20 protein-coding genes are annotated in these 20,366 nt (G+C 72.6%); 11 read left to right on the forward strand and 9 right to left on the reverse strand.

Going from position 1 to position 20,366, the window contains the following annotated elements; all coding sequences use genetic code 11:
- Nucleotides 1–22 precede the first annotated feature (22 nt).
- The 4 genes from F1D97_RS07120 to F1D97_RS07135 all read left to right on the forward strand — a co-directional run bounded on the left by F1D97_RS07120 (nt 23) and on the right by F1D97_RS07135 (nt 4,421).
- The gene (locus F1D97_RS07120) at nt 23–1,315 is read left to right on the forward strand and encodes an extracellular solute-binding protein (protein ID WP_236123157.1); all 1,293 of its coding nucleotides are present in this window, start codon (nt 23–25) and stop codon (nt 1,313–1,315) included.
- A gap of 77 nt (nt 1,316–1,392) precedes the next feature.
- Nucleotides 1,393–2,292 carry a carbohydrate ABC transporter permease gene (locus tag F1D97_RS07125; RefSeq protein WP_236123516.1) on the forward strand — a complete coding sequence of 300 codons (900 nt, stop codon included), beginning with the start codon at nt 1,393–1,395 and terminating at the stop codon, nt 2,290–2,292.
- Nucleotides 2,292–3,134, forward strand: a complete 843-nt coding sequence (locus tag F1D97_RS07130; protein ID WP_236123158.1) for a carbohydrate ABC transporter permease — start codon at nt 2,292–2,294, stop codon at nt 3,132–3,134. The genes F1D97_RS07125 and F1D97_RS07130 overlap by 1 nt, the downstream gene beginning before the upstream one ends.
- 15 nt (nt 3,135–3,149) lie before the next feature.
- Entirely contained in the window at nt 3,150–4,421 is a 1,272-nt protein-coding gene (locus F1D97_RS07135; protein WP_236123159.1) for an ABC transporter ATP-binding protein, read from the forward strand.
- Here the strand turns inward: F1D97_RS07135 and F1D97_RS07140 are convergent, their stop codons facing one another.
- From F1D97_RS07140 to xseA, 3 genes are all read right to left on the reverse strand, one after another.
- Nucleotides 4,422–5,381, reverse strand: a complete 960-nt coding sequence (locus F1D97_RS07140) for a carbohydrate kinase family protein (RefSeq protein WP_236123160.1) — start codon at nt 5,379–5,381, stop codon at nt 4,422–4,424.
- Nucleotides 5,378–5,668, reverse strand: a complete 291-nt coding sequence (locus tag F1D97_RS07145; protein ID WP_396022564.1) for an exodeoxyribonuclease VII small subunit — start codon at nt 5,666–5,668, stop codon at nt 5,378–5,380. Before F1D97_RS07145 ends, F1D97_RS07140 begins: the two co-directional genes overlap by 4 nt.
- Nucleotides 5,669–5,775: 107 nt before the next feature.
- The gene (xseA, locus tag F1D97_RS07150) at nt 5,776–7,017 is read right to left on the reverse strand and encodes an exodeoxyribonuclease VII large subunit (protein WP_236123161.1); all 1,242 of its coding nucleotides are present in this window, start codon (nt 7,015–7,017) and stop codon (nt 5,776–5,778) included.
- A gap of 128 nt (nt 7,018–7,145) precedes the next feature.
- Here xseA and F1D97_RS07155 point away from each other — a divergent pair, with 128 nt between their 5' ends.
- Both F1D97_RS07155 and F1D97_RS07160 read left to right on the forward strand, forming a co-directional pair.
- Nucleotides 7,146–8,513 carry a hypothetical protein gene (locus tag F1D97_RS07155; protein WP_236123162.1) on the forward strand — a complete coding sequence of 456 codons (1,368 nt, stop codon included), beginning with the start codon at nt 7,146–7,148 and terminating at the stop codon, nt 8,511–8,513.
- A complete protein-coding gene (locus F1D97_RS07160; RefSeq protein WP_396022581.1) occupies nt 8,501–9,520 on the forward strand; it encodes a 4-hydroxy-3-methylbut-2-enyl diphosphate reductase in 1,020 nt (339 codons plus the stop codon). The genes F1D97_RS07155 and F1D97_RS07160 overlap by 13 nt, the downstream gene beginning before the upstream one ends.
- Here the strand turns inward: F1D97_RS07160 and F1D97_RS07165 are convergent.
- The gene (locus F1D97_RS07165; RefSeq protein WP_236123164.1) at nt 9,507–10,928 is read right to left on the reverse strand and encodes a DNA recombination protein RmuC; all 1,422 of its coding nucleotides are present in this window, start codon (nt 10,926–10,928) and stop codon (nt 9,507–9,509) included. The two genes, F1D97_RS07160 and F1D97_RS07165, sit on opposite strands and share 14 nt — an antisense overlap.
- A 113-nt stretch (nt 10,929–11,041) precedes the next feature.
- Here F1D97_RS07165 and F1D97_RS07170 point away from each other — a divergent pair, with 113 nt between their 5' ends.
- Genes F1D97_RS07170 through ychF form a run of 3 tightly spaced genes read left to right on the forward strand, consistent with a single transcriptional unit; the run spans nt 11,042 to nt 14,555 of the window.
- The gene (locus F1D97_RS07170; protein ID WP_396022565.1) at nt 11,042–11,890 is read left to right on the forward strand and encodes an ABC transporter ATP-binding protein; all 849 of its coding nucleotides are present in this window, start codon (nt 11,042–11,044) and stop codon (nt 11,888–11,890) included.
- Nucleotides 11,866–13,434, forward strand: coding sequence for a hypothetical protein (locus F1D97_RS07175; RefSeq protein WP_236123165.1), 1,569 nt, complete (start codon nt 11,866–11,868; stop codon nt 13,432–13,434). Before F1D97_RS07170 ends, F1D97_RS07175 begins: the two co-directional genes overlap by 25 nt.
- Nucleotides 13,435–13,478: 44 nt before the next feature.
- A complete protein-coding gene (gene ychF, locus F1D97_RS07180) occupies nt 13,479–14,555 on the forward strand; it encodes a redox-regulated ATPase YchF (protein WP_236123166.1) in 1,077 nt (358 codons plus the stop codon).
- Nucleotides 14,556–14,610: 55 nt separating this feature from the next.
- Here the strand turns inward: ychF and F1D97_RS07185 are convergent, their stop codons facing one another.
- The gene (locus tag F1D97_RS07185; protein ID WP_236123167.1) at nt 14,611–16,239 is read right to left on the reverse strand and encodes an MFS transporter; all 1,629 of its coding nucleotides are present in this window, start codon (nt 16,237–16,239) and stop codon (nt 14,611–14,613) included.
- An 83-nt stretch (nt 16,240–16,322) separates the two neighbouring features.
- Entirely contained in the window at nt 16,323–16,970 is a 648-nt protein-coding gene (locus tag F1D97_RS07190) for an Abi family protein (RefSeq protein WP_317618970.1), read from the reverse strand.
- A gap of 56 nt (nt 16,971–17,026) precedes the next feature.
- Here F1D97_RS07190 and F1D97_RS07195 point away from each other — a divergent pair.
- A protein-coding gene (locus tag F1D97_RS07195; protein WP_236123169.1) for an IS3 family transposase occupies nt 17,027–18,186 on the forward strand; the annotation gives its coding sequence in 2 pieces (ribosomal slippage) (nt 17,027–17,305 and nt 17,308–18,186; 1,158 coding nt in all).
- Here the strand turns inward: F1D97_RS07195 and F1D97_RS07200 are convergent.
- Complete coding sequence (locus tag F1D97_RS07200; protein WP_236123170.1) at nt 18,165–18,491, reverse strand: Abi family protein; 327 nt, start codon at nt 18,489–18,491, stop codon at nt 18,165–18,167. The two genes, F1D97_RS07195 and F1D97_RS07200, sit on opposite strands and share 22 nt — an antisense overlap.
- A 217-nt stretch (nt 18,492–18,708) precedes the next feature.
- Between F1D97_RS07200 and F1D97_RS07205 the strand changes: the two genes are divergently transcribed.
- Complete coding sequence (locus tag F1D97_RS07205) at nt 18,709–19,071, forward strand: DUF2200 domain-containing protein (RefSeq protein WP_236123171.1); 363 nt, start codon at nt 18,709–18,711, stop codon at nt 19,069–19,071.
- A 42-nt stretch (nt 19,072–19,113) separates the two neighbouring features.
- Here the strand turns inward: F1D97_RS07205 and F1D97_RS07210 are convergent, their stop codons facing one another.
- Entirely contained in the window at nt 19,114–19,548 is a 435-nt protein-coding gene (locus F1D97_RS07210) for an iron chaperone (RefSeq protein ID WP_236123172.1), read from the reverse strand.
- A gap of 100 nt (nt 19,549–19,648) precedes the next feature.
- Entirely contained in the window at nt 19,649–20,275 is a 627-nt protein-coding gene (locus F1D97_RS07215; protein ID WP_236123173.1) for a hemerythrin domain-containing protein, read from the reverse strand.
- Between the last annotated feature and the right edge of the window lie 91 nt (nt 20,276–20,366).

The following is a 20,366-nucleotide window of genomic DNA, read 5'->3' on the forward strand; positions in this document are numbered from 1 at the left end:
CGCGCAACGGACGGGGGTCATCGTGGGCCGACGCACCCGCAGCCTCGCGGCGCTCGCCGCGGTCGCGGTCGCTCTTCCCCTGGCGGCGTGCGCGGCCGAGTCCGGACCGCCGACCCTCACGTGGTACATCAACCCGGACAACGGCGGCCAGGTCGAGATCGCGGCGCGGTGCACGCAGGAGGCGGACGGGGAGTACCGCCTGGCGACCGAGGTCCTGCCGCGCGACGCGGCCTCGCAGCGCGAGCAGCTCGCGCGCCGGCTCGCGGCGAAGGACTCGTCGATCGACATCATGAGCCTCGACCCGCCGTTCATCCCCGAGCTCGCCGAGCCCGGCTTCCTCGCGCCGATCCCGAAGGACGTGGCCGAGAAGGTCTCGGCGGACGTCGTGCAGGGGGCGATCGACGGCGCGACCTGGAAGGACGAGCTCGTCGCGATCCCGTTCTGGGCGAACACGCAGCTGCTCTGGTACCGCAAGTCGGTCGCCGAGGCCGCCGGGCTGGACCCGGCGAAGGAGCCGGTCACGTGGCAGCAGATCATGGACGCCGCGAAGGAGCAGGGCAAGGTCCTCGGCGTCCAGGGCGCGAAGGCCGAGTCGCTCACGGTGTGGGTCAACGCGCTCGTGGAGTCCGCGGGCGGGCACGTCCTGGAGAACCCGGAGGCGCCGGCCGACGAGATCGAGCTGGGGCTCGAGAGCGACGCGGGGCGCGCGGCCGCCGAGATCATCGGCACGATCGGCCGCGAGGGTCTCGGCGGTCCCGGTCTGCCGACCGCGGACGAGAACGCGACGATGACCGTGTTCCAGCGGGACAACGGGTCGTTCATGGTCAACTGGCCGTTCGTGTGGTCGGCCACCAACGCGGCCGTCGACGACGGCACGCTCGACGCCTCGCTCGTCGACGACATCGGCTGGGCGCTGTACCCCCGGGTCGACGAGGAGGACGAGGCGCGGCCCCCGTACGGCGGGATCAACCTCGGCATCGGCGCGTTCAGCGAGCACGTGGACCTCGCGCTCGCAGCGGCGCAGTGCATCGTCACCCCCGAGAACCAGGCGGAGTACTTCGCGACGAACGGCAACCCGCCCGCGTCGACGAAGGCGTACGACGACCCCGCCGTCCAGAAGGCGTTCCCCATGGCGGACGTCATCCGCGAGTCCCTCGAGCAGGCCGCGCCGCGGCCGCAGACGCCCTACTACAACGAGGTGTCCACCGGGCTGCAGGAGACGTGGCACCCACCGGCCGCGGTGGACCCGGACACCACACCGCAGGAGTCCACCGACTTCATCACCGCCGTCCTGCGAGGGGAGGCGCTGCTGTGACCACGTCCATCCCGCCGGGTGCTGCGGCCGACGCGCGGACCGAGACCACGACGCGGCGCGGGCGCGCGCGGCAGCGGCTGAGCGACCGTGCGCGCGACGAGGCGCGGCTCGGCTGGTGGCTCGCCGGACCCGCGTTCGTCGTCATGGTCGCCGTGACGATCTACCCGATCCTGCAGGCCTTCTACGACTCGCTGTTCTCGTACCGCCTGACCGCACCGGGCGACAAGGCGTTCAACGGCGGCCAGAACTACGTCGTCGTGCTGAGCGACCCCGTGTGGTGGCAGGCGTTCTGGGTGACCGCGCTCATCACCGTCATCACGGTCCTCGTCGAGCTCGTGCTCGGGTTCCTGCTCGCGCTCGTCATGCACCGGGCGATCCGCTCGCTGCGCGGCGTCCTGCGCACCGCGATCCTCGTGCCCTACGGGATCATCACGGTCGTCTCCGCGTTCGCGTGGTTCTACGCGTTCGACATCAGCTCAGGCTTCGTCAACCACTGGTTCGACTGGGTGCCCGGCATCGACCCGGACCTCAACTGGTTCGCCCACCAGGGCACGAGCCTGTTCGTCATCATGGCGTCCGAGATCTGGAAGACAACGCCGTTCATCTCGCTACTCCTGCTCGCGGGCCTCTCGCAGGTGGCGGGCGAGCTCGAGGAGGCCGCCGAGGTGGACGGCGCCACGTGGGCGCAGCGCCTGCAGCGCGTGGTCCTCCCGAACATGAAGGCCGCGATCATGGTCGCCGTCCTGTTCCGGGCCCTGGACGCGTTCCGCATCTTCGACAACGTGTTCATCATGACGAACGGCGCGAACGGCACGACCGTGCTGTCACTGCTGGCCTACCGCACGTCGATCGGACGCCTCGAGATCGGGCTCGGCTCCGCGATCTCCGTGCTGCTGTTCCTGTGCGTCATCGGGATCTGCTTCATCGCGATCAAGCTGTTCAAGGTCGACCTGGCCAGCGCGAGGGGGGAGGGCTGATGCGCACGCTCACGACCCGCATGAAGGTCTGGTGGGCCGTCATCACCGTCGTCGTCATGGTGTGGGCGCTGCTGCCCGTCGTGTCGATCATCGCCACCTCGTTCAAGCTGCCCAGCCAGCTCAACCTCGGCACGTTCTGGCCGAAGACGTGGACGACGACGAACTACGAGCAGATCTTCGCCGGCTCCGCGAAGGACCTGTTCCTGCCCGCGCTGCGCAACTCCATCGGCATCTCGCTCATCGCGACGTTCGTCGCGGTCGTGCTCGCGACGCTCGCCGCCTACGCGATCGCGCGGCTCGACTTCCGCGGCAAGCGGCTCATCCTCACGACCGCGCTCGGGGTCTCGATCTTCCCCGTGATCTCGATCGTCACGCCGTTGTTCAACCTGTGGCGCAGCATCGGCCTGTACGACACGTGGCTCGGCCTGATCATCCCGTACCTGTCGCTCACGCTGCCGATCTCCATCTGGACGCTCGCCGCGTTCTTCCGGCAGATCCCGTGGGAGCTCGAGCAGGCCGCGCAGGTCGACGGCGCGACGCCGTGGCAGGCGTTCCGCAAGGCGATCGTGCCGCTCGCGGCGCCCGGGGTGTTCACCACCGCGCTCATCGCGTTCTTCATCGCGTGGAACGACTTCGTCTACGGCATCTCGCTGACCTCGACGTCCGCCGCGCGACCCGTGCCCGCCGCGCTCGCGTTCTTCACCGGCGCGTCGCAGTTCGAGGAGCCGACAGGCGCGATCTCCGCCGCGGCGGTCGTCGTGACCGTCCCCGTCGTCATCCTGGTGCTGCTGTTCCAGCGCCAGATCGTGTCCGGCCTGACCCAGGGCGCCGTCAAGGGCTGAACAAGGAGACTTCCGATGGCCGCCATCACCCTCAAGGACATCGTCAAGCGCTACGGCGACGGCTTCCTCGCCGTCAAGGGCGTGAGCCTCGACATCGCCGACGGCGAGTTCGTCATCCTCGTCGGGCCCTCCGGCTGCGGGAAGTCCACGCTCCTGCGCATGATCGTGGGCCTCGAGGACATCACGTCGGGCGAGCTGAGGATCGGCGACCAGGTGGTCAACGACAAGGCCCCGCGCGAGCGGCACCTCGCGATGGTGTTCCAGAACTACGCGCTGTACCCGCACCTGACCGTGTTCGAGAACATCGCGTTCCCGCTGCGGCTCACCAAGGGGCAGTTCTCCGAGGACGAGATCCGCGCGAAGGTCGAGCACGCCGCGTCCACCCTCGAGCTGCAGGACCACCTGCAGCGCAAGCCCGCCAACCTGTCCGGCGGGCAGCGGCAGCGCGTCGCGATGGGCCGCGCGATCGTGCGCGACGCGAACGCGTTCCTGTTCGACGAGCCGCTGTCGAACCTCGACGCGAAGCTGCGCGGTCAGATGCGCACCGAGATCGCCCGCATGCAGCGCCGGCTCGGCACGACGACCGTCTACGTCACGCACGACCAGACCGAGGCCATGACGCTCGGCGACCGCGTCGCCGTGCTGCGCAAGGGCGAGCTGCAGCAGGTCGCCTCGCCGCGCGGGCTGTACGAGCAGCCCGTCAACCTGTTCGTCGCCGGGTTCATCGGCTCGCCCCCCATGAACTTCCTGCCGGGCGAGGTCGTCGACGGCGGGCTGCGCCTGCCGTTCGCCGAGGTGCCCCTGTCCGACGACCTGCGCTCGCGGATCGGTGACCGCAAGATCGTCATCGTCGGCCTGCGCCCCGAGCACTTCGCGGACGCGTCCCTGCTCGAGGACCACAAGCGCGACGCGGGCACCACGTTCGAGACCGAGGTCGACGTCACCGAGTGGCTCGGCTCCGACCTGTTCGCGTACGTGCCGTTCGAGACGAGCGCCGAGGTCGCCGGGACGCTCGAGGAGCTCGACCGCGACCTCGACGGCGAGGGCCTGCGCACGCAGCTGGTCGTGGCGCTCGACTCCGAGTCCCGCATCCGGGACGGCGACACCGCGACACTCTGGTTCGACCCCGGCAAGCTCCTGGTCTTCGACCCCGAGTCGGGGGAGAACCTCACGTTCGACGCCGACCGCGCGCGGGAGATCGACGAGCAGAACGAGGCCGACCGCAAGACCTCGCTCGAGCGGGCCCAGGCGCGCGAGAAGAAGGAGAGCGCGGCTGCGGGTCGCTGATCAGTCGAGCTCGTCGGCGCGCGGCGGGTTCGCTCCCGCGCGCGAGACCGTGATCGCCGCGATGCGCGCGCACCGGCGCAGCACCGCCTCGACCGTCGGTGCGGCGACGTCCCGCAGCGCGTCGCGCCGCTGCGCCCCCAGCAGCCCCGCCGACCACAGGCCGTCGACCAGGCCACCCATGAACGAGTCGCCCGCGCCGACCGTGTCCGCGACCGTCACCTCGGGCGCCGGGACGCGCAGCCGCGCACCCGCCGCGGTCGCGGCGAACGCGCCGTCCCCGCCGTGCGTCACGACGACGAGCGCGGGCCCGCGCTGCGCCCACTCCTCGGCGATCTCCGCGGGCGCGACGCCCGGGTGCAGCCACGCGAGGTCCTCGTCGCTGACCTTGACGACGTCCGCGAGCGCGACCATCGACTCGACGTACGCCAGCGCGTGCTGCGGCGAGCCCATGAGCGCCGGGCGCAGGTTCGGGTCGTACGTGACCGTCGACGTGGGGCGCCGCCGCGCGACCTCGTGCGCGACGCGCGTCGCGCCCGGCTCGATCACCGCGGCGATCGAGCCGGTGTGCACGACGAGGGGCGCGACGTCGTCGCCGTCCCACGCGTGCGGCAGGTCCCACTCCAGGTCGAACTCGTACGTCGCGACGCCCTCGGCGTCCAGGTGCGCGGTCGCGAGCGGCGTGCGCACCGCACTGCGGTCCCCGGCGAGCACCCGCACGCCCGACGCCGCGAGGTGCCGGCGCACGAGGTCGCCCTCCGCGTCCGCGCCGAGCCACGTGAGCAGGTCCACCGCGCGCCCCAGGCGGCCGAGCCCGAGCGCCACGTTCGCCGGGCTGCCGCCCGGGTGCTCGTCGCGCGTGCCGTCGGCGCGCTCGACCACGTCGATCAGCGCCTCGCCGACGACGAGCGCGCGCTCCTCGGGCGTGCCCGGGTCCGTCCGGGGCGTGGGCTGCGCGCTCACGCGTCCGCGTCCTCGTCGCTCGTCCCGCGCGCGGCGGCCAGGCGCTCCCGCGCCCCGTCGAGCCACTGCTGGCACCGCGCCGCGAGCGCCTCGCCGCGCTCCCACAGCGCGAGCGACTCCTCGAGCGACTCGGCGCCGCTCTCGAGCCGCGTGACGACCGCGACGAGCTCGTCGCGCGCCTGCTCGTAGGACAGCCCGGCGACGTCGGCGTTCGCGTCGTCACGGGTCTCGGTCGTGGCCCCGGGCACCGCCTCGGGTGCGGGGGAGGACGAGGTCTGCTTCGGCACGTCGGCCAGTCAACCAGACCCGACCCACGCCCGACCCGCGTCGCTGCGGCTCGCGGTGGGCTCGCGGCCGGGGGTCGCGGGGGGGTGGCTGCTGGTGCCGAGGGGGGTCAGGTGTCCGTGACCTGGGCGGCCAGCTCACCGCGCGCCACGCGCACGCGCAGCGGATCGCCCACCGCGACCTCGTCGGGACCACGCACCACGCCGCCGTCCGCGCGCTGCACGACCGCGTACCCGCGGTCCAGCGTCGCGGCGGGGGACAGCGCGCGCACGTGACCCGCGAGCCCCCGCACCTCGGTGTCCGCACGGTCGAGCAGGTGGGCGAGCGTGCGGCGGGCCGCGTCGCGCAGCGCGAGGACGCGCGTCTCGTGCGCGTCGACGAGCGTGCCGGGGCGGGCGAGCGCCGGGCGGCTGCGCCAGTGGTCGAGCGCGGACTGCTCGCGCGCCAGCCGCTGCGTGAGCGCGGCGCGCGACCGCAGGCGGGCCTGCGCGAGCCGCGCGCGCTCCTCGGCCACGTCCGGGACGATGCGCTTCGCCGCGTCGGTGGGCGTCGACGCGCGCAGGTCCGCGACGAGGTCGAACAGCGGCGCGTCGAGGTGGTGGCCGATCGCGCTGACCAGCGGGGTGCGGCACGCGGCGGCCGCGCGCACGAGCGCCTCGTTGCTGAACGGGAGCAGGTCCTCGAACGACCCGCCGCCGCGCGCCACGACGATCACCTCGACCTCGGGCCGTGCGTCGAGCTCGGCGACCGCCGCGCTCACCTCGGGCACCGCGCGCGGACCCTGCACGGTCACGCGGCGGATCTCGAACCGCACCGCCGGCCAACGGCCCCGCGCGTTCGACACGACGTCGTGCTCCGCGTCGCCCTGCTGCGCGCACACCAGGCCGACGACCGCCGGCAGGAACGGCAGCCGCTTCTTGCGCGACTCGTCGAACAGGCCCTCCGCGCCCAGCACGCGGCGCAGGTGCTCGATGCGCTCCAGCAGCTCCCCGAGCCCGACGAGCCGCACGTCGTCCGCGGCGAACGCGAGGCTCCCGCGCTTGAGGTGGTACGTCGGGCGCGCGTGCACGACGAGGTGCGCGCCGTCGCCGACGCCCTTGCCGAGCCGCGCGACGGCCGCCGCGCTCGTCGTGACCGCGATCGACATGTCGACGTCCGTGTCGCGCAGCGTGAGGAAGCACGTGGAGTTCCAGCGCTTGAGGTCGAGCACCTGACCCTCGATCCAGACCGGCGGCATGCGCTGCACGTAGTCCGCGATCTTGGGCGCGAGGTGCCGCACGGGCCACGGCCGGTCGGGCGTGGTGTCCGCGGCCCGCAGGGGCAGCGGCTCGCGCGGTGTCGTCTCGCTCACGGGACCAGCCTGCCGCACCCGGCCGACACACCGGCGCCCCGGCGTGTCACCAGGGGGCTCGCCGCGGCAGGGTGACGGCGGGCCGAACGGCCGTTCCCGCGCACGGGGCGAGCGGTTATGGTCTGCGCGTGCATCGCCGACGGACCCGCCACCCCGCGCGCCGTCTGGCGATCGTCTCCGTGCTCGTGCTCGCCGTCCTCCTCGGCGGCGCGACCGCGACCACCGCCGCCGCGCGCGCCCAGGCCGCCGCCGCGGCCGTGTCGCAGGGCGAGTCCGCCGCCCGCCGCGTCGCCGCGTTCTCCGCGGAGCGGCTCTCGCTGCTCGCGGCGCGCAAGGCCCACGAGCTCGAGGTCGCGATCGAGCGCGACCGCGTGCGCCGGCAGATCGAGCTCGACCGCATGGTCGCGGCCTCGCGCCCCGCACGTTCCGGCGAGGTCGTCGCGACGTTCTCCGGCAACCGGGTGGACGTCGCCCGCACCCCGCCCGAGAGCGGCTCGCCGCCCATGCAGGTGCTGCGGCGCAGCACGGTCGAGGTCGCGATCGCCGCCGCGGGCGAGAAGCGGCTCGTGACGCTCCAGGTCCCGTCCGTCATGCGCCCCGGCAAGGGGTCCAACCGGCAGGTCATGGGGCAGTGGCGCGTCGTGTGCGCACCGGGCGAGGGTGAGCCCGGCCGCGTCATCACGAGCGAGGCCGACGACGGCGACGCCACGAGCTCGAAGAGCACCACGCGCAACCTGCTCGCGTGGGACGCGTCGACCGTGACCGTGCGAACGCTGTTCACCTTCACGCTCCCCGGGACGTACCAGTGCCACGGCAGCTGGGGCGCGCGCAGCTCGTTCGCGGTCGCCGACGACCGCGTCACGCAGATCACCGCGCAGCCCGGCACGCTCACGGTGTCCGACGTGCTCAACGACGACGTCGATGCCAAGCAGTGCTTCTGGACGCCCCGGTTCAACAACTCCGGCGCCCTGCCCACGACCTGCGCGTACAGCACGCCCCTGCAGGGCGACCAGGCGCGGCTGCTCCCGGGCGGACCCTCCGCGCACGTCAACCGCATGACCGCGTTCGTCGCCGCCCCGACCGACACCGAGCCCGGCCGGTGGATGCGCGCGTCGGCGACGATCCACGTGACGAGCTGCGCGGCCGAGCAGTACCGCGGCACGTGCCGCGCCGAGGACCGCAAGAAGGGCACGTTCACGCGGTTCCTCGGCAAGCTCCTGCTGCGCGACGCGAACGGCGACCCGTACCCCGCGTCGTGCGTGCAGCTCGCGGGCAGCGTGCGCGGGTGGCAGAAGCTCGACGTGTCCGGCAAGGTCCACCACGACCAGCTCCAGTTCGACCTGCGCTTCCGCATCCTGCCCGGGTGCTCGCCCGAGGTCGTGCTCCTCTCGACGGTGAGCGCGCAGAAGATGAAGGGCGCGACCGCCGGCGAGGTCCACGACCTGTCCTCCCAGATCCTGGTCGTCGTCGACGAGCACGTAGGATCGGGCAGGTGACCAACCGACGCGTGCTCCTCGCCGCCCCCCGCGGCTACTGCGCCGGCGTCGACCGCGCCGTGATCGCCGTGGAGAAGGCGCTCGAGCACTACGGCGCCCCGGTGTACGTGCGCAAGGAGATCGTCCACAACAAGTACGTCGTGGAGACCCTCGCGGCGCGCGGCGCGGTGTTCGTGCACGAGACCGACGAGGTGCCCGAGGGCGCGCGCGTCGTGTTCTCCGCGCACGGGGTCTCGCCCGCGGTGCACGCCGCCGCCGCGGCCCGCTCGCTGCAGACCATCGACGCGACGTGCCCGCTCGTGACGAAGGTGCACAAGGAGGCCGTGCGCTTCGCGTCCGACGACTACGACATCCTGCTCATCGGCCACACCGGCCACGAGGAGGTCGAGGGCACGCAGGGTGAGGCGCCCGAACACATCCAGGTCGTGAACTCCCCGGACGACGTCGACGGCGTCGTCGTGCGGGACCCCGACAAGGTCGTGTGGATCTCGCAGACCACGCTCTCGGTCGACGAGACCATGGAGACCGTGCGCCGGCTGCGGGAGCGGTTCCCGTCGCTGCAGGACCCGCCGAGCGACGACATCTGCTACGCGACGCAGAACCGCCAGGTCGCGGTGAAGAAGATCGCGCCGATGTGCGACGTGGTGATCACGGTCGGCTCGGCGAACTCGTCGAACTCCGTGCGGCTCGTCGAGGTCGCGCTCGAGAACGGCGCGCGTGCGTCCTACCGGATCGACAAGGCGTCCGAGATGGACCCCGCGTGGTTCGCCGGCGCGACGACCGTCGGCGTCACGTCGGGTGCGTCCGTGCCGGAGATCCTCGTGCGGGACGTGCTGGACGCGCTCGCGTCGTTCGGCTTCGAGGACGTCGAGGAGGTGCGCACCGCGACGGAGGACCTGATGTTCTCGCTGCCGCGCGAGCTGCGCGCCGACCTCAAGGCGGCAGGCAACGCGCCCGAGCGGCCGCGCCGCGGGACGCGGCGCTCGCTCGACGTCACGCCGGCCTGACGGAGCCCTCCGGCTCGTCCTCGCCCCCGGGGTGGGGCGCCTCGTCGGCGAGCGCGCGCTCGTCGCGCTGCGCGCTCGTGTCGAACCCGTCGACGGCTCCGAAGCCGTCGGCCTCGCCCAGCCCGCCGAGGCTCACGAGCTGGTCGCTCGCGGACGCCAGCAGCTCGGGCGCGCTGAGCGCCGACAGGCGCGGGTTCGCCGCGGGCGGGCTCACGAGGTCGTCGCTCACGACGCCGAGCTCCGCGAACCGCCGCGCGCTCACCAGGACGCGCGTCTCGAGCGACCCGACGGTCTTGTTGTAGGCCTCGGCCGCCGCGTCGATCGAGCGGCCCAGGCGCGTGAGGTGCCCGCCGAGCGTCGCGATCCGGCCGTGCAGCTCCTTGCCGAGCGACAGCACGCGCTGCGCGTTGGCGGCGAGCGCGTCCTGCCGCCACGCGTACGCGACCGTGCGCAGCAGCGCGAGCAGCGTCGTCGGGGTCGCGACGACCACGTTGCGGTCCGCCGCGTACTCCCACAGCGTCGGGTCCTGGTCGACCGCGGCGTGCCAGAACGCCTCGGTCGGCACGAACATCACGACGAACTCCGGCGCGGGCGCGAACTGGTCCCAGTAGCGCTTGGCCGCGAGGGAGTCGACGTGCGCGCGCATGTGCCGTGCGTGCGCCGCGAGCCGCTCGGCGCGCACGCGCTCGTCGGTCGCCTCGTGCGCCTCGAGGAAGCCGAGGAACGCGACCTTCGCGTCGACGACGAGGTGCTTGCCGCCCGCGAGGTGCACCACCATGTCGGGGCGCTGCAGGCCGTCGTCGGTGCGGACCTGCTCCTGCTCGACGAAGTCGACGTGCGCGAGCATGCCCGCCGTCTCGACGACGCGGCGCAGCTGCATCTCGCCCCAGCGTCCGCGCACCTGCGAGGCGCGCAGCGCGGTGACGAGCTGCGCCGTCTCGGTGCGCACGCGCTCGGACGCCAGACGCATCGCCTCGACCTGCTCGCGCAGCGCCGCGTCGCTCGCCGCGCGCGCCCGGTCCGCCGCGGCGACCTGCCCGCGCACCTCGTCGAGCGTGCGGGTCAGGGGTTCGACGAGCTCACGCACCGCCTGCTCGCGCTGCGCGAGCTCGCCGACCTGCGTCTGCCGGTCCGCGGCGAACCGCTGCGACGCGAGTGCGAGGAAGTGCTCGGAGGACTGCGCCAGCGCGTCGGACGCGAGCGCGCGGAACTGCTCGGCCGAGCGCGCCGACGCCTCGACGGCGGCGGCCCGCTCGGACTCCAGACGGGCGCCGGCCGCCGCGGCGGCGACCTCGGCGCGCCGCACGGCCGCCTCGGATCGGCGCGACGCGCCCGCCCACGCCACGGCGCCGCCGGCGACCACACCGACGACCAGTCCCACGAGCACCCCGAGCAGCAGCTGTCCCATGCGCCGAACCGTGCCAGACGCCACCGACACGCGCCCGCTGCGCAGGTCAGCGGCCCCGGACGGGCGGGCGGAAACCTCGTCGCGGTGTCGGCGAGCGTCCGTATGCTGACCGCGTGCCGGACGACCTGACCCCACCGCCGCCTGTGTCACCCGCGCCCGCCGACCCGACCGCCACGCGTGACGTCCCCGCGCCCCGGTCGGCCGTGCCCGCGCTCGAGCTGCGCGGGCTGTGGCGCCGGTTCGGCGACAAGGTCGCGGTCGCGGGCATCGACCTCGTCGTCCCGGCCGGGTCGTTCTACGGCCTCGTCGGACCCAACGGCGCGGGCAAGACGACCACGCTGTCGATGGCGACCGGCCTGCTCGTCCCCGACGCGGGCCAGGTGCTCGTGCACGGGCACGACCTGTGGGCGGACCCCGTCGCCGGCAAGGCGCTCATCGGGATCCTGCCCGACGGCGTGAAGCTGTTCGACCGGCTCACGGGCGAGCAGCTCATCACGTACGCGGGGCTGCTGCGCGGGCTCGACCGGGACACGGTCGCCCAGCGCGCGCGGGACCTGCTGGTCGCGATGGACCTCGTGGGCGACGCGCGCACGCTCGTCGTCGACTACTCCGCGGGCATGACCAAGAAGGTCGCGCTCGCGTGCGCGCTGGTGCACGCCCCGCGCCTGCTCGTCCTCGACGAGCCGTTCGAAGCGGTCGACCCGGTGTCCGCGGCGAACATCCGCGACATCCTCGCGCAGTACGTCGCCTCGGGCGGGACGGTCATCGTGTCGTCGCACGTCATGGACCTCGTGCAGCGCATGTGCGACCACGTCGCGGTCGTCGCGGGCGGGCACGTGCTCGCCGCCGGGACGGTCGACGACGTGCGCGCGGGCGCGAGCCTGGAGGACCGGTTCGTCGAGCTCGTCGGCGGGCGTGTCGCGGGGGAGGGGCTCGCGTGGTTGCGCACCTCGTCCGACTGAAGCTCGCGCTCGTCGCCAACGGCCTGCGGCGCAGCGTGTGGCAGGTCGTGGGGTTCGCCTTCGCGGTCCTGTACGGGCTGGGCATCCTCGTGATCGTCGTCGCCGGGATGGTCGCGGTGGGCACGCAGGACGTCGAGCTGCAGCGCACCGTGACGGTGCTGGTCGGCTCGGCGCTCGTCGTGGGCTGGTGGTTCATCCCGCTGCTCGCGTTCGGCGTGGACGCGACCCTGGACCCGGAGCGGTTCGCGACGTTCGCGATCGGCCGTCGCACGCTCGTCGTCGGCCTCGCCGTCGCGGCGCTGGTCGGCGTCCCCGGCGTGCTGAGCACGGTGGCCGCGCTCTCGACGAGCCTCGCGTGGTTCCAGCACCCGGCCGCCCTGCTCGTCGGGGTCCTGGGCGCCGCGCTCGGTCTGGCGGTCGCGGTCGTCGGCGGGCGGGCCGTCGTCGCGCTCGCGGCCCCGCTCGTCGCGCGCCGTCGCGGACGTGAGCTCATGGCGGTCGTGACGCTGCTGCTGATCGTCAGCGTGGGTCCGACGCTGAGCACGTTCACCAACGGCCGGGAGATCAGCCGGGAGACGTTCGACGACCTCGTCGGCGTGCTCGCGTGGACGCCGTTCGGCGCGGCGTGGGCGGCCCCGGCGGACGTCGCCGCGGGGGACCTGGGGCTCGCGGCGGTGCGGCTCGTGATCGCGGCCGCGACGCTCGCGCTCGCGCTGCGGCTGTGGGAGGGCGCGCTCGCGCGCACGCTCGTGCAGCCCGTGCGCGCCGCCGCGGGCGGCACCCGGCCCGGAGGGCTGGGCGTGCTGAGCCGCGTGCCCGCGACCCCGCTCGGCGCGGTCGCCGGGCGCTGCCTCGTCTACTGGTTCCGCGACCCGCGCTACGCCGTCGCGCTCGCGATCGTGCCGTTCACGCCGGTGATCCTGTGGGTCGTGTCCCGCGGCGGGAGCAACGACCTGGTGCTGGCCTCGGGTGTGCTCGCTGCGTTCGTGGTCGGGTGGGGCGTGAGCGCCGACGTGTCGTACGACGGGTCGGCGTTCTGGATGCACGTGAGCGCCGGGGTGCGCGGCGTCGTCGACCGGCTGGGTCGCGTCATCGCGTCGGGCGTCGTCGGGGTCCCGCTCGTGGTGCTCGTCGTCGTGGTCACGGCGGTGCTCGCGGACCGGGCCGACGCCGTGCCCGCGCTGCTCGGTGCGGCCGCCGGCGTCATGCTCACGTCGTACGGCGGCGCGAGCATCGTCTCGGCGCTGTTCGTGCAGCCCGTGCAGCAGCCGGGCGAGAACCCGTTCCAGACCAAGCAGGGCGCGTCGATGTCCACGGTGCTCTCGCAGACCGCGGGCTGGCTGCTGGTGCTCGTCGCCGCGTCGCCGCCCGCGCTGCTCGCCTGGTTCGCGATCTCCCGTGCGTCGGCCGTGCTCGGCTGGGTCGCGCTCGTCCTCGGGGTCGTGCTCGGCGCGGTGTGGCTCACCGTCGGCGTGCGCGTCGGCGGGCGACTGCTCGACCGCCGCGCACCCGTGCTGCTGCAGCGCGTCATCGCGTTCGAGTAGGCCCCGGTCGGGCGCGGGCGCCCGCGCCCGTAGACTTGCCGCCCGTGGCACTCACCATCGGCATCGTCGGCCTGCCCAACGTCGGCAAGTCCACCCTCTTCAACGCCCTGACCCGCGCGCAGGTGCTCGCCGCGAACTACCCGTTCGCGACGATCGAGCCCAACGTCGGTGTCGTGCCGCTCCCGGACGAGCGCCTGACGAAGCTCGCCGAGGTGTTCGGCTCCGAGCGGATCGTCCCCGCGACGGTCTCGTTCGTCGACATCGCCGGCATCGTCAAGGGTGCGTCCGAGGGCGAGGGCCTGGGCAACAAGTTCCTCGCGAACATCCGCGAGGCCGACGCGATCTGCCAGGTCACGCGCGCGTTCGCGGACCCCGACGTCGTGCACGTCTCGGGCCAGGTGAACCCGAAGGACGACATCGAGATCATCTCGACCGAGCTCATCCTCGCCGACCTGCAGACCCTCGAGAACGCGATCCCGCGGCTCGAGAAGGAGGTCCGCGGCAAGAAGACCGACCCCGAGGTGCTCGCCGCCGCGCAGCGCGCCAAGGAGGTCCTCGAGACCGGCACCACGCTGTTCGCCGCGGGCCTGCGCGACGACGAGCACGTGCGCGCGCTGCAGCTCATGACGTCCAAGCCGTTCATCTACGTCTTCAACACCGACGACGAGGGCCTCGCGGACACCGCGATGCAGGACGAGCTGCGCGCGCTCGTCGCCCCCGCGGACGCGATCTTCCTCGACGCGAAGTTCGAGTCGGAGCTCGTCGAGCTCGACGAGGACGAGGCGCGCGAGATGCTCGAGGCGAACGGCCAGGACGAGGCGGGCCTCGACCAGCTCGCGCGCGTCGGCTTCCACACGCTCGGCCTGCAGACCTACCTGACGGCCGGACCCAAGGAGGCCCGCGCCTGGACGATCCGCCAGGGCTGGACCGCCCCCCAGGCCGCGGGCGTGATCCACACGGACTTCCAGAAGGGCTTCATCAAGGCCGAGGTCATCTCGTTCGACGACCTGGTCGAGGCAGGCTCCGTCGCCGCCGCCCGCTCGGCGGGCAAGGCCCGCGTCGAGGGCAAGGACTACGTGATGGTCGACGGCGACGTGGTCGAGTTCCGCTTCAACGTCTAGCCCCGCCCGGCGGGACCGAACGGTCGCCGCGGGCCCGTAGGCCCGCGGCGCGCGGTCAGACGGGCTGCTCGTCGCTGACGGGGTCGTCGGCCTGCTCGTCGGACTCCGGGGTGGTCGTCCGCGCGCCGCCGAGCCGCAGCGTCGTGAGGAACCCGACGACGAGCGCGACGACGGCCACCCACGCGGCGACGGAGACGCCGAGCGTGAGCGCCTCGCGGGCGGCGTCGGCGATCGCGGCGGACGAGGGTTCCTGCGACAGCGGTCCGATGAGCCCGCCGGAGCTCCCGGCGATGGCGTCGACGAGACCGTCGACCTGCTCGCCGGGGCCGAGCAGCGACGTGAGTCGGGACTCCGTGGACGCGCGCAGGGTGGTGAACAGCGCGGTCCCGAGGATGGCGATGCCGAGCGCGGACCCGACCTGCCGGGAGGTGGATTGCGTGGAGGACGCCTGGCCGGACTTGTCGACGGGCACGTCGGCGAGGATCAGCTGCGTGAGCTGCGCGGTCGCGAAGCCGACGCCCATGCCGTAGACGAGCAGCGGCACGCTCGTGACCCACAGCGACGAGCCGGGGCGGATGAGCAGCGCGAGCGAGGCGAGCGCGCCGATCTCGAGCCCGATGCCGAGGCGGACGATCTGCACGGGCGCCATGCGCTCGGACAGCGAGTGCACGCCGCCGCTCGCGAGGAAGGACCCGATCGCCAGTGGCAGCAGCGCGAGCCCGGCGTGCAGGGCGTCCATGTCCCGCACGTTCTGGAACCACAGGGGCAGCGACAGGATCAGGCCGAACTCACCGAGCGACACGGTTAGCGCGGTGATGTTGCCGTTGCTGAAGGAGCGGATGCGGAACAGCGTGACGTCGAGCAGGACGGACCGGCCCGCGGTCACGCGCGCCTTCTCCCACACGACGAGGAGCGCGAGCACGACGACGGCGACGACGAACAGCGGCGGGATGATGCTGAAGCTGCCGAGGCTCGCCGACGCGCCGTCGGCAGCCGACCACCAGCCGTAGGAGCGGCCCTCGATCAGGGCGAAGACGAGCACGCCGAACCCGAGCACGGACGCGGCGGCGCCGACCCAGTCGGTGAAGCGCTCGGCGCCGGGCTGCCGGGACTCCTGCACCGCGTACAGCAGGCCGACGATGACGGCGATGCCGAACGGCACGTTGATCCAGAACGCCCAGTGCCACGAGAACGACGAGGTGAGCCACCCGCCGAGCACCGGGCCGACCGCGGCCATGGAGCCGATCGTGGAGCCCCACACGGCGAACGCGATGCCGCGCTCCTTGCCGCGGAACGTGGCGTTGAGCAGCGCGAGCGTGGTCGGCAGGATCATCGACCCGCCGACTCCCTGCAGCGCGCGCGCCGCGATGAGCCACGCGCCGGACGTCGCGAACGCGCACAGGATGCTCGCGCCGATGAACACCACGAGCCCGATGAGGAGCAGGCGCCGCCGGCCGATCCGGTCGCTCGTCGTCCCCCAGACCATGAGGAGGGCCGCGAAGACCAGGGTGTAGACCTCCTGGACCCACTGCACCTGGGTGGTGGACAGGTCGAGGGAGGCGATGATCTCCGGCATCGCGACGGAGACGATGGTCGCGTCCATGACGATGAGGGCGACGCCCACCGAGATGGCGGCGAGGCCCCACCAGCGCAGGCGGTGGAAGCGTTCGGTGTCGACGGTCACGACGACTAGCGTACGACTTCCCGACACTGTGTCGGTAACTCTGGCCGATCGAACGGCCGACGATGCGTGGCGAGCGGCGTGCGTCAGGCGAGGTGGCGACGCCAGAACGGGTCGTCGGACCAGCCTGACGGCACACCCATGCCCGCGAGGTTCATCGCGGGTCGGGGGGCGACCAGGTCGTGGAGCCTCACCGCCCAACGGCTGCGCGGCGAGACGGTGTCCAGCACGGCCTGCAGGGAGACGAGGACGGGGTAGAGGCGCTGACGTGACCGCTCTGGCAGGGGGCCGTCGAGCCAGGAGATCCGGTCGGACGCCGGGATGACGGGATAGACCCCGAGCCCGACGTTCCACAGCCGTCCGTGGTGGGCACAGACGTTGCGCACTCGTACGTACGTCTGCAGCCATGACTCCAGGACCGGCGCTGTGAGCCCGAGAACCGCCGCGACGGCTGTTCGATCGGATCGGCGTGCAAGGTTGCGGTAGACGGTGCTCAGCTGGCCGATGGTGAGCTCTTCGACCATCACCCACGACGGCGGCAGCTCGGGCGATGCGTACGTGGTGAGGTAGTGCTCGAGCGATGGACGAGGGCGTCGCCGTGGCGTTCGGCCTTGGCCCCGAGCTGCTTGTCGCACCGGTCGCGCACGTCCTTCAGGAGGTTCGCGTGTCGCGACCGGTCGCGGAAGTGGTGCGGGTCGACGTACCAGTGCGGATCGCTCTGGGGTCTGCTGCACGGATAGGTGACACCTGACCTGTGGTGCCGAAGGGCACCGCTGGAAGGATGTGCACCGTGCCCAGGCCCTATCCCCAGGAGTTCCGCGCGGACGTCGTGGCGGTCGCTCGTCGCGGCGAGGCTCCGATCAAGCAGATCGCGGCCGACTTCGGCATCGCCGAGTCGTGTCTGCGGAACTGGCTGCGTGATGCGGACGTCGAGGACGGCAACCGCCCCGGCGTGACGATCAGTGAGTCGGCCGAGCTGCGTGAGCTGCGACGCCGCAACCGGCTCCTCGAGCAGGAGGTCGAGGTGCTGCGCCGTGCGACGGCCTACCTGTCCCAGGCGCACCTGCCGGGAAAATGATGTACCCGCTCGTGAAGGAGCTCGCCGGTGACGGGATCCCCGTCGCGGTGACGTGCCGGGTCCTCAAGCTCGCCCGACAGCCCTACTACCGCTGGCTCGCCGCCCCGGTGACCGCGCACGACCTGGACGAGGCATACCTGGCCAACGTGCTGTTCGACGCCCACGTCGACGACCCGGAGTTCGGGCACCGGCTCCTCGCCGACGAGGCTCACCGTGCGGGTCTGCGCGCGTGTGACCGGCGGGTCTGGCGAATCTGCCGGGACAACGCATGGTGGTCGGTCTTCGGCAAGAAGCGCGCCAGGAACGGCAAGAAGGCCGGCCCGCCGGCGCACGACGACCGGGTGCTGCGGATCTTCCGCGCCGATGCACCGAACCGGTTGTGGCTCTGGGACATCACCGAGCACGCCACGGCCGAGGGCAAGCTGTACCTGTGCGCGATCAAGGACGTCTACTCCAACCGGATCGTGGGGTACTCGATCAGCGACCGCATGAAGTCCCGGATCGCCGTGAACGCCCTGGCCAGTGCCGTGCAACGCCGTCGTGACGTGGCCGGTTGCATCGTGCACTCGGACCGGGGCAGCCAGTTCCGCAGCAGGAAGGTCCTGCGCGAACTGGACCGTCACGACCTGCTCGGATCCATGGGCCAGGTCGCATCGGCCGGGGACAACGCGGCCATGGAGAGCTTCTTCTCGCTGCTGCAGAAGAACGTTCTGGACCGCCGCCGCTGGGCCACCCGGGCGGAACTTCGCCTGGCGATCATCACCTGGATCGAACGGACCTACCACCGCCGCCGCAGGCAAGCCCGACTCGGCCGACTGACACCCATCGAGTTCGAGGCCATCATGACCACTCAGGTAGCACTCGCCGCCTGAGACCCGCTGTCACCTATCCGTGCAGCAGTCCCCTGCGTCGTCGACATGTGGTCGGTGAGCGCCGCGCGTACGGACACCTCCACGCGTTCGAGGGCATCCATCACGAGGAGGCGCAACGCGCGGTCGAAGACGTAGAGATCCAGGACGTCGTCGAACGCGGCTCCGGCGCGGAACCGGTGCTCGGCGCCTCGATCCTGGAAGGGGATCGTGTACGGCGAGAGCCGGTAGTACCCGATGTGTCGGAGGTACCGGGCGGCCTTGGTCTCGTCAGGGATCGCGAGCCCGCGCTCCTCGAGCCGGCCCACGAGTCCTTCGATGGTCATCGCAGGTTTGGTGTAGCGCAGCGAGCCTCGCGGTCGCACGGCCCTGCGAGCCGAATGGACCCCCTGGAGGACAGAGAAAATCCCCCAAGTGCGCTTCTGCGAGAGGCGTGGGGGATCTAGTGCGGCGAGGCTAGCACGGCGGCGAACCTGCGGGTGCGATATGGGCCTACGCTCGGTGGAGAAGCTGCGGAGGGGCGAGATGAGCAACGAGCGCGTGTTCCGGATGACGTTCGCGTCGATCTACCCGCTGTACGTGACGAAGGTCGAGCGCAAGGGGCGCACGGTCGACGAGCTGCACACGGTGCTGACGTGGCTCACGGGCTACGACGAGGCGGGGCTGCGCCGGGCGATCGACTCGGAGGTCGACCTGCGCACGTTCTTCGCGCAGGCCCCGGCGATGAACCCGAACGCGACCCTCATCACGGGCGTCATCTGCGGCTACCGGGTCGAGGAGATCGCCGACCCGCTCATGCAGCAGCTCCGCTGGATGGACAAGCTCGTCGACGAGCTGGCACGCGGCAAGAAGCTCGCCTCGATCCTGCGCGCGGAGAAGGTCGGCTGACGCGACGACGGGCGCCCGCGCGGGCGCCCGTCGCGTGCCGCGTCAGCTCGCCGCGCGCTTGACCAGGCTCGCGATCTGCGCCTCGACGTCCGGCGTCAGCTCGGTGACGGCGAACGTCGTCGCCCACATCGGGCCGTCGTCGAGGTTCGCGGGGTCGTTGAACCCGAGCGTGCCGTAGCGCGCCTTGAACTTCGACGCGGGCTGGAAGAACGCCAGCACCTTGCCGTCCTTCGCGTACGCCGGCATGCCGTACCAGGTGCGCGCGGTCAGGTGCGGGGCGTTCTCCTGGACGAGCCGGTGGATCGCCTCGGCGATCGCGCGGTCGTCGTCGGGGAACTCCGCGATCTTCGCGAGCACCTCCGCCTGCGCCTGCTCCGGGGTGAGCTTCTTCGCCGCGCGCGTCTCCCTGGCGCGCTCCTTGACCGCGGCCTTCTCCTCGTCGGTGAAGCCCGCGTCCTGCTCGTCGCGTCCCGCCATGGTCGTGTCCCTTCGTCGTCGGTTCACGGCCAGGCTAGGGACGACGAGCGGGCGCGTGCTTCTCGAATCCTGACCGGTTCGCGGCCCGCGCGATGGCGGCTCAGGTGGTGCCGTAGACCCGCGCGCGGTGGGCCGCGAAGCGCCGCCGTCCGACGAGGTGCCACACCACCCGTGCGGGCAGGGGCAGGTTGGTGCGCAGCCACCCGGCGCGCTCGGCGGTCGGCACCACGTCGAGGATCCAGCCGAGCTGCAGGAGCAGCCGGTCGCGCGGGACGGACGCCATGCCGTGCTCGTGCAGCGCGCCCCACTCGCGCTGTGACATGACGGTCGACGCGGTCGGCAGGATGGACGACTCCTCGTCGCCGAGGTGCGTCAGCAGCGTGTCGCGCACGGCGTCGAGGTGGTCGGCGACACGGTCGCGGTCGGCGGCGCTCGCGGTGGCCTGCCACGCGGGGACGGCCTCGTGCAGGTCGCGCAGCTGCTCGGCGGTCGTGGCGTGCTGCGCGCGCATCCGCCCGACGTGCAGCGCGCACGCGGGTGCCCGCTGCTCGAGCCTCTCCCAGAGCAGCTCGTCCTCGCCCGTGTGGTGGTGGTGCAGTGCGCCGGCGACCTCGAGCGTGTGCGCCGCGACGACCTGCGTGCGCGCGAGGTCGCCGTCGTCGACGCCGCGCACCAGGCCGGGCAGGTCGGTGAACGCGCGGCGGAACAGCGCGTGGATGGTCAGCATGTCGGACGTGTCGCAGCCGGGTCGGTCGTCCTGCGTCGCCCGCTGCCGAGTCGTGCGGGCGGCGGTCGGGCTCGTCGTCGGGGGAGTCATC

Origin of the sequence: Cellulomonas palmilytica (assembly GCF_021590045.1) — a bacterium.
Taxonomy (GTDB): Bacteria; Actinomycetota; Actinomycetes; order Actinomycetales; family Cellulomonadaceae; genus Cellulomonas; species Cellulomonas palmilytica.